This window comes from Bacillus cereus group sp. BfR-BA-01356 (assembly GCF_022663635.1).
Classification (GTDB): domain Bacteria; phylum Bacillota; class Bacilli; order Bacillales; family Bacillaceae_G; genus Bacillus_A; species Bacillus_A cereus.
The window spans coordinates 1-12594 of record NZ_JAKUFX010000153.1 but is presented as its reverse complement, the minus strand read 5'-3'; the positions used below and the strand labels follow the sequence as shown (position 1 = coordinate 12594).

Genomic DNA, 12594 nt, shown 5'->3' with positions numbered 1-12594 from the left:
ATCGAGAGATTCATAAGAAAACGTCATCCTTTCTAGTCTAGCTTTTTTAGAAAGAATAACGTTTTTTTACACTTGGGGGTAGTGAAGATTTTTAAGTTGATGGGCATGTAGAAGAATCCCCCTAATAATAAATATATGTGCTTTAATAATGTAATTTATTTTTCTATAAAAATAAAGACGGAAAACATAAAAAATATTAAAAAATTGTAAAAATACCGTGAATTTTGTTGAGAAATATTTATATAGATATAAAAACATCCCTTCCAAGTAATAAGGAAGGGATGTTTTGCTTAACTAATTTTTGAGTTAGGTGTTTCATCAATCTTATGAAACCCTTTCATGTAATATACGATTGCTAAGCCGATAAGCCAAATTGGGCCGACAATCAATGCAATTCGTGTATCTTCTGAATACGCCATTATACCTAATACTAATACAAGGAAAACGAGTGAGAAATATGAGCTTAATGGGTATAAAGGCATTTTATACGATAACTTTTGTTTATTTTGAGTAGGCAAGCTTTTACGGAATTTAATTTGAGCGACTAATATAATTCCCCAAGTCCAAATTGCACCGAAAGTTGAAATGCTAGTAAGCCATGTAAATACCTTTGCAGGTACAAGATAGTTTAATATAACACCAATTAGTAAAACGATAGCAGTTGCTACAATTCCTTGGCTTGGAATGCCATTTTTATTTAAACGACCAAATCTTTCAGGAGCTTTTTTCTGCTGAGCTAATGTATATAGCATACGGCCTGTACTAAATAAACCACCGTTACAAGAAGAAAGAGCTGCTGTTAATACGACAAAGTTAATAATACCTGCTGCTTTTGCGATACCAATTTGTTGGAATGTTAATACGAATGGACTGCCTTTCTCGCCAAGTTCGTTCCATGGATAAATTGCCATCATAACGAATAATGCCCCAACGTAAAAGAGTAGAATTCTCCAAAATACGTTATCGATTGCCTTTGCGAGTGTTTTCTTCGGATTTTGAGCCTCACCAGCTGTAACACCGATTAATTCAACGCCTAAATAAGCGAATAGTACCATCTGCATGGAGAGTAGTAACCCAGAAAATCCATTTGGGAACCAGCCACCATGTGACCAAAGATTTGAAATACCAGTAGCGATACCACCGTTTCCGAATCCGAATAAAATAATACCAGCTCCGACTACTATCATACAGATAATTGTGACAATTTTAATGAGAGCAAACCAAAACTCAAGTTCTCCAAATACTTTTACCGATAAGAAGTTAAAAGCGCTCATTAATAATAGAGCAAGTAATGCCCAAATCCAGCGCGGGATATCTGGGAACCAGTACTGCATGTAAATACCAGCTGCTGTAATTTCAGCCATACAAGTAACAACCCATAAGAACCAGTAATTCCAGCCAGTAATATAACCAGCGAGTGGTCCAATATAATCATATGCATATTTACTAAAAGAACCAGCAACAGGTTGTTCAATTGCCATTTCCCCAAGCGCTCGCATAATGAAAAAAATAACGAGACCGGCAATCATATAGCCTAGCAAAATAGAAGGACCTGCTAGTTTAATGGCGGAAGCGGATCCTAAAAATAGTCCAACGCCAATAGCTGAGCCCAGTGACATTAAAGTAATATGTCGTTCTTTTAAACCACGATTTAAAGTTCCAGATTTGTTTGTGTGCTGCATAAGAAGAATCCCCCTTGTAGAGTGAACGATATTTGAATGCGTTTACTAAATATTTAACTATTTCAAATTATAAAACATTTCTATCTGTTATGCTACAAAAATAATCATAATGAACTGTACTACATCTGTACTTGTCAGACTTAAACTTAAAATTCGAACTATTAGGGAATATATTGACTCTTCTTTTTATTGATTGTTAAGATTAAGTATTATATTTTCTCACATACTAGTAAGAAAAAGAATGTGTGATAATAATTCAGGTGTAGGAAGGGTACATAAGCATGTTTCAATTACAAAAATATAACACTTCTGTGAAGCAAGAGTTTTTAGCTGGCATCACAACTTTTTTTACATTTGCGTATATTCTTGTCATCAATCCAAAAATATTATCTGATGCAGGTGTACCATTTGACCAAGCGTTTACAGCAACAATTATTGCAACCGTTGTTGGAACAGTAGGTATGGCGATTTTCGCGAATTATCCGATTGTTATTGCTCCAGCTATGGGAATGAATGCATATTTTGCTTATTCTGTTGTACAGAAGGCAGAAGGGATTACATATGTAGTTGCCTTTTCAGCTGTATTTGTAACGGGGATTATTTTTCTTTTATTATCTTTTACTTCGTTTAGACAAAAGTTAATTTTAGCAATTCCTGATAGTTTAAAGCATGCAATTGCAGGTGGAATTGGACTATTTATTGCTTTTATTGGATTGCGCCTTTCTGGAATTATCGTGGATCATCCGTCTAATTTAGTTACGATTGGTGATTTTCATTCTCCAGCTGTTATTTTAACTTTAATTGGTTTAATATTAGCGGCGGTATTAATGACATTGCGTGTGAGCGGTGCATTATTTATTAGTATGATTGTGACAGGAATTATTGCCTTCTTTACAGGGCAATTGAAGTTTGCTGATAAAATTGTGGCGATGCCTCATTTACCAGAGGGTATCATCGTTTCAAACCCAATCAATGCCTTTTCAGATGTAATTGAATACGGATTATACGGCGTTGTATTTTCATTTTTACTTGTACTTTTATTCGATACAACAGGTGCATTACTTGGTTTAATTAAACAAGCAGGTTTAATTACAGACAATACAGAGAAGCGTTTTGGTAAAGCGTTTATTGCAGATGCGATTGGCGGGACTACAGGTTCTATCTTTGGAACAAGCCCAACAGCAGCGACGATTGAATCGTCAGCAGGTATTGCTGCAGGTGGTAAAACTGGATTAACAGGGATTGTAGTTGTTGGTCTAACAATTATAACGGCATTTTTTAGTCCTGTTATTGCTTCTTTATCAAGTGTAGCCGCTATTACAGCTCCTTCATTAATTATAGTAGGTAGTTTAATGGCACAAAGCATTCGAGATATTAATTGGAATGAATTTGAAGATGCGTTACCAGCATTTTTAATTTTTATAGGTATTCCGTTAACATCTAGTATTGCAAATGGAATCGCAATTGGATTTTTAGTATATCCAGTCTTGAAAATTGTGAAGGGTAAAGGGATGGAAGTACATCCATTACTATACTTATTTGCATTCTTATTTGGGTGTCATTTATTCTTATAATATAAATATAGGAGAGGGCCTTCTTATGGGAGGCTCCCTTTTTGTGTATAATAAAGTGAAACTATAGGCAGTAGGAGATATCCTCACTGTGTATTAGCCAGCACCAATTGGGATAAGGTGAAAACTTAATTGATTTCGTAAAATATAAATTACTTAATGGAATGTATATGTTACAATAGAGGTAGAGGAGGAACATGAATGGCTGTAAGTAAAATAAAAGTCGCGCGTGTTCAGTTAGATTTAACACAGCAACAATTAGCAGAAAAAGTAGGCGTTACAAGGCAAACGATTAGTTTAATTGAGAAGGGGAAATACAATCCATCTTTAGATTTATGTTTAAAAATTTGTTATGCAGTAGATAAAACGTTGAATGATTTGTTTTGGGAGGAAAAGGAGTGGTAGGATGAAAATCGTGAAAGATGAACGTTTAATGATTGAAGGGTTAAAACATATTAGATTAGCTTTCATCTTACAAAATATCGTCATACTAGCTATCGTCTTTTACCGCTATGTCTTGCAAGGGGCAGGATATGAAAGTGTTTCGGATTTATTAATGGTATTTATGGGCGGGATAATAATTATTAACTTTTTAAATCTGAAAAATTCAGTGGAAGTGTATGAGCATACGGGCGGAGTGTCGCGTCGTTATTTTATGAAGCTATTATTCATTCCGGTGGGTATTATTATTGGGATTTTAGCTATTTGTATCGTTGTAACACCAGATATTTCGATAAAGGAAATTAGTATGACAGGACTTATTATGTTTGCTTGTTTTTTAGTTCCAAGTTTGTTTATATACATATATATGAAAAAAATAAAAAGAGAAGATTGAAATATAAGAAAGGCTTTCCCATATTGAGGAAAGCTTTTCTCATATTCTTTTATATAGTACTTTATGAAGGCCAATCGGTTCAATTTCAAAGATTTCACCATATTCCTGAAAGCCTAAGTGTTTGTAATAGTCAGCTACAGTAATTCGGCCATTACACCATAATATATTTGCTTGGCGTTCTTGCAAGATTTGTTCCGCCTTCTGAATTAAGGAGCTTCCAGCACGGTTGTTTCGAAATGCAGGTAATGTTGCCATTCCTCGTAGACGATAATGAATACCCGTTGGTAAGTCGGGATATATTTCTTTTGAGAAGGAAGCGATACTAATTAGTTCATCGTTTATAAATGCGCCTAAGTGGAAGGTGTCTGTTTCATAATCGGAAGGGTATTTACAATCTGCTAATGTTTGATTGGGGCGTAAAATTTTTTGACGTAATACGTAAGTTTCAGATCCCTCAATATTTTTCACGGTAATCATATTAACATCCTTTCTTATAACGCTTTTTCTGTTAATTGTATAAAGAAATAGGCAGGTGCGGCGAGAAGTCCGAGTATGCTAGCAGTTCCGAGAAGGAGTGAAAGTAGGAGGCAAGAATATTTTATTCCATTCGATTTTTTCCATCCGTAACTACAAATCTCAATACTAACACCGATGAGAATAATGGCAACGAGTATTTCGGCTAATAATAAGAGAGCTAAAGTTATAATAGACATAATGTAATCCATCCCCATAATATGTGATAGTAACATTTTACCATATGAAATGGAAAAAATGCCCCTCAATTATGTGAGGGGCATTTTTTTATTCTAATATGTTTTTTAGTGTATCGATATGTTCTTTTGAGCCTGTTACAAGTAATGTATCACCGTGTTGTAGTCTTGTATCCCCATGTGGGATTAATGCTTTATTTCCACGATAAATTTGAATGACTAGTACATCACCTAAAAACGGAAGGCGACGAAGTGCAACGCCGTTATATTTATTGCTCCGTAGTTCAACTTCACGGACTGTTTCGTTTGCTGTTGTAATTAAGCGAACGAGACTAGGTTTATCAATAAGCGCACGTAATAAAATACGTGTAGAGTTAATTGTTGAGAATACAGCGATATGTTCTTGCGTTGCTTTTTCTTGTAGAAGTGGATCTTCTACACTTGCAATAACATGTTCAACACCTAGCTCTTTTGCATGTTCTGCCAATAATAAGTTTTGTTCATCATCACTTGTTGCAACAACGACGCGATCTGCATCAAATGCTGTTTGTTCAGTTAATGATGCGATTGTGATGTCATCCAATTTCACGATAGGGAAGTCTTGCGATTTCGCTTCTTCATCATTTATTTTGTTTTGACGCATCATATATAGCGTTACGTCATAATCTTCTCGTTTTAAATCTAATGATAACGGAAGGGTAATTCTGCTCGCGCCAATAATAGCTACTTTTGGTTTTGGTGTTTCTACTTTTGGGAACATTTTTTTAAACAATATAGGTGCAAAAATACAAGTAATAACTGCGCTTAAAATAAGAGAGGCAGATAAACTTGGACTGATGATCTCCAGTTTTTCACCAATTTGTGCAGCCGCAATAACTAAAGAAAGTGTCGATGTTAATAAAATTGCACTTCCAAGTACGATATTACGTGGATACCATTTTCTTAAGACGAGTGATGGTAAGAGTTTTGAAATAAAGAGTCCTACAATTAAGATTGGGATCATTAGCATGCTAGAAGGTTCTTTGAAAATAGACCACACCTCTAGATTTACACCAACCATTACGAAGAAAATAGGGATGAAGAAACCATAGCCGATAGAATCAAGTTTTTCCACCATATCTTCATTTGGTGATAATAACGATACAAGTACACCTGCTAAGAAGGCGCCTAAAATATTTTCTGCTCCAACAGATTCCGATAACCCAACTAAGATTAAAATGAGTGCAAAAACAGCTCGTGTATCAATTTGTACACTACCAGCTTTTAAACTATCTAAGTATGGAATGTTTTTAAAACGTTTTGCAACGAAGTAAATAACAATACCAGCGCCGAATAGAAGAAGAAGAAGCCACATGCTTTGGCCGCTTTCCGAATTTAATCCGACGAATACAGCGAGTAAAATCATTGTAACTAAATCCGCAATAACAGCGACTAATAAAATGATTTGCCCAATTGCTGTTTTTCCTAAGTTATTCTCTTTTAATGTTGGTACAACAACACCTAAAGAAATAGTTGAAATAATTAAAGTCATGAACATTGCATTATCTACGAATCCTAGCCATACGAATAGTAATGATAGGGCATAAGATAAGATGAAAATAAATAAGAAGATAATGCTTGCTGCCTGAAATGTATTTGGTTCGTTTGTCGTATTTTTTTTCCCTTTTTGTTTAAAGATAGAAAAATCAATTTCTAAACCGCTTAAGAACATGAGGAAGATAAATCCTAATGTTGATAAAACTTGAAGCCATATATCTGGCTCAATAATATTAAACCCACTTTTACCTACAAAGATTCCTGCAATAATTTCTGCAACGACCACAGGAAGTGCTTTTAATTTAAAGCGTTGTAACAAAAGGGGAACGAAAAACGCGATTGCAACGACAACCATAAGTGATAGAACAGAAGTATGATGTTCCATTGCGTTCTCTCCCTTCAAATAAATATAGTACCTATTTAGCCATATAATAGGTAGAAAAGCAACGCATATGGATTCGATTTCATAAAGAAAGACTTTTCTTAACATTTGTCATAATAAGTATATTTTTCATGATTATGCTGTTAATTCCGTAATGTGGATGTAATAGAGGGGATAAAAAAAGACTGCTGAGGAATCTCAGCAGTCTTTTTCATGTACATTACATTGAGAAGAAGATCCATACAGTTAAACCAACCGTTGCAGTTGCAACGAAGAAACTGTATATCATTGTAAGAATTTGAACTCTTCCTTCTCCTTCTTTTAAATGCATGAACATAATTAATTGTAACAATGCTTGCGCAACAGCCATTATGATAATAGTTGTTAAGACTGTTGAAAGTGGCAATGTTGTGTAAAGTGCCACGTATAACGCTAGAAACGTTAATGCAAGCGATAAAATAAATCCGAAAACGTGTGACCAAGGGAATCCGCTATGCGCATGCCCGTTTGCTTGATTGTTGTTTTGAGCCATTTACGCCACCATCCCGTTCAAGTAAACTAGTGTGTAAATAAAGACCCAAACAAGATCAAGGAAATGCCAGTATAAGCTGATAATGAATACTTTACGAGCTGTAACTGGTGTTAAACCTCGTTTTAAAATTTGGATAATAACACAAGTTGCCCAAATGATACCGCCTGTTACGTGAGCTCCGTGCGTTCCAAGAAGAACGAAGAATCCAGATAAGAAAGCACTTGTTTGAATTGTTGCGCCTTCACCAATGTACATAATGAACTCTTCGATCTCGAAGAATAGGAAACCTGCACCTAAAAGTAATGTAAGGACGAACCATCCAAGCATCGCTTTTTGGTTATGCTTACGCATTTCATGAATTACGATACCACATGTGAAACTACTTGTTAAAAGTAGTAATGTTTGAATTAAAAGCGTTTTAAGTTCAAACAATTGCGCTGGTGTTGGGCCATCTGCCGTACGACCAGCAAGGACTAGATAAGAGGCGAAAAGTGTTGCGAACAGCATAATTTCAGCCCCAAGAAAAATCCAGAATCCTAGGATATTCAATCTGCTTTGTTCGGATTGATATTCCAAAGGTAAGCTTTTATCTAAAGCCGCCATGTCATTTCACCTCTCATGCTATATGTTCTGTTTTTTTAATTTCATCAACACTGATATAGTAGCCTTCATCATAATCGAATGAACGATAGATTAAGCAAGCTAAAATACCAATACCACCGATTGCTGCAAGCCAGAACCAGCTAAATACTAATGCGAAACCTGCAAGACCGAAGAATCCAGACGCAATAATAGGCACACCAGAGTTACTTGGCATGTGAATTGGTTTAATATCTTCTGCTGCTGGTGTAACTGTTTCTCCGCGTTTTTTCATGTACCAGAAAGCATCAGCTTCTTTAATTTCAGGAAGCTTCGCGAAGTTGTAATGTTGTACAGGAGAGTGAGTTGCCCATTCAAGTGTACGACCATCCCATGGATCTCCAGTTGTGTCACGTTCACCGTGACGTGCACTCCAAATTACGTTGTAGCAAAGAAGTAGGAAGCCGATACCCATCATTACCGCACCAACAGATGCGATTTGGTTTAGCCATCCCCATCCAAGACTTTCAGAGTAAGTGTACATACGACGAGTCATACCGTCTAAACCTAAGAAGTACATTGGGAAGAAACAGATGTTGAATCCGCTCATAAAGATCCAGAATGTCCATTTACCTAGGCGTTCATTTAACATATGACCAGTCATTTTTGGATACCAGAATGTGAATCCAGCAAGCATAGCGAATACTGTACCTGCGATTAATACGTAGTGGAAGTGAGCGATTAGGAAGTAGCTGTTATGGTATTGATAATCAGCTGCTGCCATTCCAAGCATAACCCCTGTAACCCCACCGACTACGAAGTTTGGAATAAATGCCAATGACCAAAGCATTGGAACTGTAAAACGAATACGTCCTTTATACAGTGTAAACAACCAGTTAAAGATCTTAACCCCGGTTGGAATCGAAATCGCCATTGTCGAAATCGAGAAGAATGAGTTAACCGCTGGACCTGCACCCATCGTGAAGAAGTGGTGAAGCCATACGACGAAACTTAGTAAAGAAATTGCAACCATTGAGTATACCATCGCACTGTAACCGAATAGACGTTTACGTGAGAATGTACTAATGATTTCAGAGAAAATACCGAATGCCGGTAAAATAACGATATATACTTCAGGGTGACCCCATACCCAGAACAGGTTGGCCCATAACATCGGCATACCGCCGCTCGCCATCGTAAAGAAGTGAGCATCGAATAGACGGTCAAATGTCATTAATGCAAGAGCAACTGTTAATACTGGGAAAGCGAAAATAATGATAATTGTTGTAATTAAGATTGACCAAGTAAACATTGGCATTCTCATTAAAGTCATACCAGGTGTACGCATTTTTAAGATAGTAACAAGGAAGTTAATACCGGTCATTAGCGTACCGAGACCTGAAATCTGTAATGCAATTGCGTAGTAGTTATTTCCTACGCCTGAAGTAAACTCTGTACCTGCCATTGGGAAGTAAGAAGTCCACCCAGCGTCTGGAGAACCACCGATTACGAAAGCGATGTTGAATAACATTGCTCCGACAAAGAATAACCAGAAACTTAAAGCATTTAAGAACGGATATGCAACGTCACGAGCACCAATTTGTAATGGTACTACAAGGTTCATTAATCCCATAACGAATGGCATTGCCATGAAAAGAATCATTACTGTACCATGCGTTGTAAAGATTCCGTTATAGTGTTCAGCGTTTAAATAAGTTGTTTCTGGGAATGTTAACTGTGCACGGATCATTAAACCATCCATACCACCACGGAATAACATGATAACCGCAGAAATAATATACATAGCTCCGATTTTTTTATGGTCAACAGTTGTTAACCATTCGTCCCAAAGCCATTTCCATTTTTTATACTTTGTTAGTACGAAAATGATTGCTAATGTCACAAGAACGATAGAAGCGTCTGCACCGTAAATAATCGGATCACCTGTGACAAAGAATTCATCAAGCTTCACTGTGTTCACTCCAATCTGTTGGAATAATAGCTATTATTTTTTGTTTTTGTAGTAGTTGTAATCACAATATTCAAGTGATTTTGGATCTACATAACTTAAGTGGTGACTAGAGAATGTCATACGACCAACTACACCAGGTTTAACAATTTCGTTGTACTTAGCTTCTGTTAGTTTAGGAGCAGTTTCTTGTACTTCTTTAACCCACTTGTCATATTTCTCTTTAGTTTTTGCTTCAACTTCGAACTCCATGTGAGTGAATCCTTCACCAGAGAAGTTCGCACTACGACCTAGGTAAGAACCTGGCTTATCAGCTTGTAAATAAAGATCCATAATCATGCCATCCATTGTGTACTTCATACCACCAAGTTCTGGTACCCAGAAAGCATTCATTGGGCCGACAGAAGTCAGTTTGAATTGAATTGGTACACCAGCTGGGATGTTTAAATAGTTAACGGTTTCAATTTTTTCCTCTGGGTAACTGAATAACCATTTCCAGTTTGCAGATGTAACATAAATTTCAACTGGTTTAATATGTTTGGACTCTTTCGGAACCTCTTCCGAAGCATAAGTTGCTTTTACTGTTGGAATCGATAATGCGATAACGATAATAACAGGAACAAGCGTCCAAATAATTTCTAGTAATGTGTTACCGTGTTGTTCAGGTGGCTCATAGTCCATATTCTCTGGTTTTTCACGATAACGAATCAAGATGACTGTAAACAGAATGAATACAATTGCGATAATTAATGACATAAGCAAGAATGACCAAACAATTAAATCATACTGTGCTTTTGCAACAGGTCCTTGCGGATTTAATACTGCGAGTTTTTTATCACAGCCACCGAGGAACAGAAGTAATGATAACGGAAGAAGTGAAGCCAACTTCCAAAACGCTTTCTTTAGTTGCACGATTGAAAATCTCCTTTCTCCTTGGATTGAAACTATGCCAATAAAACAATATAAACCTATTAATTTATAGAAGGCAATAGTTTTTGATATATTGTTAAAAAATAGACACAAATGCACACTTTTTAAGGTGAATATCATTTGTAACTTGATTACATTGTAAACTATTTTCCAGAGAAAAACGTGATTGTGAAAATTTTAAGATAAATAAAGTTATACCAGGATATCCAAGAAATAGAAAAAAGCTATCTTATGATAAGAAAGATAGCTGAATATTTTGTATATTTAGTTTATTTCTTGTGTGACAGTTCGTGGCTGTTCAAGTGTGACAATTTTTTTATATTTAACTTGGTATAAAATGTAACAAATAATCATAAATGGAATGCCGCAATAAAGAGCAATTCTTTGATCTGGAATGAAAGCCAAACTAACAAATGTAATGAAATTGAGCGAGAACGCTACGATTGGAACGAGTGGATAGAGCGGTGTACGATATTTTAAATCATTTATGTCGCCACCATTTTTCACGAAATTTCTACGGAAGAAAAACTGTGAAGCGGCGATTGACATCCAAACTACAACGGCAGCCATTGCTGCAATAGATGTTAAAACTAGAAAGACAGTATCTGCCGCAAATACACTTGTTAGTAAGGATAGGCTAGCGAAAATTAGGCTGAAAATTAATGCATTTAGCGGTACACCTTTTTTAGTTAATTTCGTAAATGCTGGACTTGCCATTCCTTGTTTTGCCATCGCCCACAGCATACGAGAATTTGCGTAGAGACCAGAGTTAGCAACGGATAATACAGCTGTAATAATAACAAAGTTCATAATGTCTGCTGCATATGGGACACCGGCTACATCAAATACAAGTACAAAGGGACTTTCGACTAGATTAGCCTCTTGCCATGGGAGTAAACCTACAACAACTGATATCGCTAAGACGAAGAAGAAGAGAGTTCGCCAAATTGTGTTTTTAATTGCTTTTGGAATTGTTTTTTCAGGATTTTCACTTTCGCCTGAAGCGATTCCGATTAATTCTGTTCCTTGGAAGGAGTAATTTACTGTAATCATCGTAAGAAGAACAGCTAATGCACCATTTGGAAATAGCCCGCCATTTTCAGTGAAATTATGAAGCATTGGAGCTGGCTTTCCATTAAAGTCTAGTAGACCGAACATAACAGCGCCGCCAAGTACGATGAAAATAACAATTGTTGCGACTTTTACACTTGCGAACCAAAACTCTGCTTCTGCATATGCTTTTGCTGATAAAGCGTTTACGAGGAAGAGTGCTGCTGCAAATGTAACGCACCAAATCCAGGAAGAAACGTCTGGAAACCAGCGTTTCATTAAAATACTTACAGTTGTTAACTCTACGCCAACTGTAACAGCCCAATTTAACCAATACATCCAACCGACAACAAATCCAAAACCAGGTGAAATGAATTTGCTTGCATAACTTTGGAATGAACCTGCTTCTGGCATAGCGACGGATAATTCACCAAGACATAACATCGTTAAATACATAACAAATCCACCGACTAAAAATGCAAGAATAGCACCACCAGGTCCGGCATTATGGACAATTTGACCAGATCCCATAAATAACCCGGTTCCGATAACACCGCCGAGTGCAATCATAAATAGGTGTCTACTTTTCATTGTTCGTTTTAAATCTGTTTGTTCAATTTGTTGATTCATATGCCCCTCACCCCGTATTTTCTTGAATGTGTGAACTTCGTTTTATTCTGAGTTTTTAATCATTAGTGGGGGATGCAACACCATGCCCATCAACTTAAGAGTGAGCACAACCTGAGCTTTCGACTCATCGGATCAAAACATTCCTAAAATAAAAGCATACTCTTAAAAATAAGCATCTCAAATAAACC

At 36.4% G+C, this 12594-nt stretch carries 12 protein-coding genes; 3 read left to right on the top strand and 9 right to left on the bottom strand.

Annotated features, from left to right (window positions below; genetic code table 11):
* Positions 1-290: 290 nt before the first annotated feature.
* The gene (locus MR168_RS29260; protein ID WP_006919303.1) at positions 291-1682 is read right to left on the bottom strand and encodes an amino acid permease; all 1392 of its coding nucleotides are present in this window, start codon (positions 1680-1682) and stop codon (positions 291-293) included.
* A 281-nt stretch (positions 1683-1963) separates the two neighbouring features.
* On the opposite strand from MR168_RS29260, the gene MR168_RS29255 reads away from it, so the two are divergent.
* The 3 genes from MR168_RS29255 to MR168_RS29245 all read left to right on the top strand — a co-directional run bounded on the left by MR168_RS29255 (position 1964) and on the right by MR168_RS29245 (position 4088).
* Positions 1964-3256 (top strand): NCS2 family permease, encoded by a 1293-nt coding sequence (locus MR168_RS29255; RefSeq protein WP_000487191.1) that lies wholly within the window; start codon positions 1964-1966, stop codon positions 3254-3256.
* A gap of 198 nt (positions 3257-3454) precedes the next feature.
* The gene (locus MR168_RS29250; protein WP_000301183.1) at positions 3455-3658 is read left to right on the top strand and encodes a helix-turn-helix transcriptional regulator; all 204 of its coding nucleotides are present in this window, start codon (positions 3455-3457) and stop codon (positions 3656-3658) included.
* A 1-nt stretch (position 3659) separates the two neighbouring features.
* Entirely contained in the window at positions 3660-4088 is a 429-nt protein-coding gene (locus tag MR168_RS29245) for a hypothetical protein (RefSeq protein WP_000706629.1), read from the top strand.
* Positions 4089-4127: 39 nt separating this feature from the next.
* Here the strand turns inward: MR168_RS29245 and MR168_RS29240 are convergent, their stop codons facing one another.
* The 8 genes from MR168_RS29240 to MR168_RS29205 all read right to left on the bottom strand — a co-directional run bounded on the left by MR168_RS29240 (position 4128) and on the right by MR168_RS29205 (position 12406).
* Positions 4128-4565, bottom strand: coding sequence for a GNAT family N-acetyltransferase (locus MR168_RS29240; RefSeq protein WP_000633767.1), 438 nt, complete (start codon positions 4563-4565; stop codon positions 4128-4130).
* A gap of 14 nt (positions 4566-4579) precedes the next feature.
* The gene (locus MR168_RS29235) at positions 4580-4837 is read right to left on the bottom strand and encodes a DUF4022 family protein (RefSeq protein WP_000926991.1); all 258 of its coding nucleotides are present in this window, start codon (positions 4835-4837) and stop codon (positions 4580-4582) included.
* A 52-nt stretch (positions 4838-4889) separates the two neighbouring features.
* The gene (locus tag MR168_RS29230; RefSeq protein ID WP_086412296.1) at positions 4890-6719 is read right to left on the bottom strand and encodes a monovalent cation:proton antiporter family protein; all 1830 of its coding nucleotides are present in this window, start codon (positions 6717-6719) and stop codon (positions 4890-4892) included.
* 217 nt (positions 6720-6936) lie between these two features.
* A complete protein-coding gene (qoxD, locus tag MR168_RS29225) occupies positions 6937-7248 on the bottom strand; it encodes a cytochrome aa3 quinol oxidase subunit IV (protein ID WP_000068425.1) in 312 nt (103 codons plus the stop codon).
* A complete protein-coding gene (qoxC, locus tag MR168_RS29220; RefSeq protein ID WP_000729318.1) occupies positions 7249-7851 on the bottom strand; it encodes a cytochrome aa3 quinol oxidase subunit III in 603 nt (200 codons plus the stop codon). It lies immediately after the preceding gene.
* Positions 7852-7864: 13 nt separating this feature from the next.
* Positions 7865-9799 (bottom strand): cytochrome aa3 quinol oxidase subunit I, encoded by a 1935-nt coding sequence (gene qoxB, locus MR168_RS29215; RefSeq protein ID WP_000762366.1) that lies wholly within the window; start codon positions 9797-9799, stop codon positions 7865-7867.
* 33 nt (positions 9800-9832) lie between these two features.
* A complete protein-coding gene (locus tag MR168_RS29210) occupies positions 9833-10708 on the bottom strand; it encodes a cytochrome aa3 quinol oxidase subunit II (protein ID WP_001176165.1) in 876 nt (291 codons plus the stop codon).
* Between the two features lie 282 nt (positions 10709-10990).
* A complete protein-coding gene (locus MR168_RS29205) occupies positions 10991-12406 on the bottom strand; it encodes an amino acid permease (protein WP_001075749.1) in 1416 nt (471 codons plus the stop codon).
* Positions 12407-12594: the final 188 nt, after the last annotated feature.

Excerpts from the sequence above, each read along its gene's own strand:
- MR168_RS29260 (WP_006919303.1), bottom strand. The coding sequence starts at position 1,682 with ATGCAGCACACAAACAAATCTGGAACTTTAAATCGTGGTTTAAAAGAA.
- MR168_RS29255 (WP_000487191.1), top strand. The coding sequence starts at position 1,964 with ATGTTTCAATTACAAAAATATAACACTTCTGTGAAGCAAGAGTTTTTA.
- MR168_RS29250 (WP_000301183.1), top strand. The coding sequence starts at position 3,455 with ATGGCTGTAAGTAAAATAAAAGTCGCGCGTGTTCAGTTAGATTTAACA.
- MR168_RS29245 (WP_000706629.1), top strand. The coding sequence starts at position 3,660 with ATGAAAATCGTGAAAGATGAACGTTTAATGATTGAAGGGTTAAAACAT.
- MR168_RS29240 (WP_000633767.1), bottom strand. The coding sequence starts at position 4,565 with ATGATTACCGTGAAAAATATTGAGGGATCTGAAACTTACGTATTACGT.
- MR168_RS29235 (WP_000926991.1), bottom strand. The coding sequence starts at position 4,837 with ATGTTACTATCACATATTATGGGGATGGATTACATTATGTCTATTATA.
- MR168_RS29230 (WP_086412296.1), bottom strand. The coding sequence starts at position 6,719 with ATGGAACATCATACTTCTGTTCTATCACTTATGGTTGTCGTTGCAATC.
- qoxD (WP_000068425.1), bottom strand. The coding sequence starts at position 7,248 with ATGGCTCAAAACAACAATCAAGCAAACGGGCATGCGCATAGCGGATTC.
- qoxC (WP_000729318.1), bottom strand. The coding sequence starts at position 7,851 with ATGGCGGCTTTAGATAAAAGCTTACCTTTGGAATATCAATCCGAACAA.
- MR168_RS29205 (WP_001075749.1), bottom strand. The coding sequence starts at position 12,406 with ATGAATCAACAAATTGAACAAACAGATTTAAAACGAACAATGAAAAGT.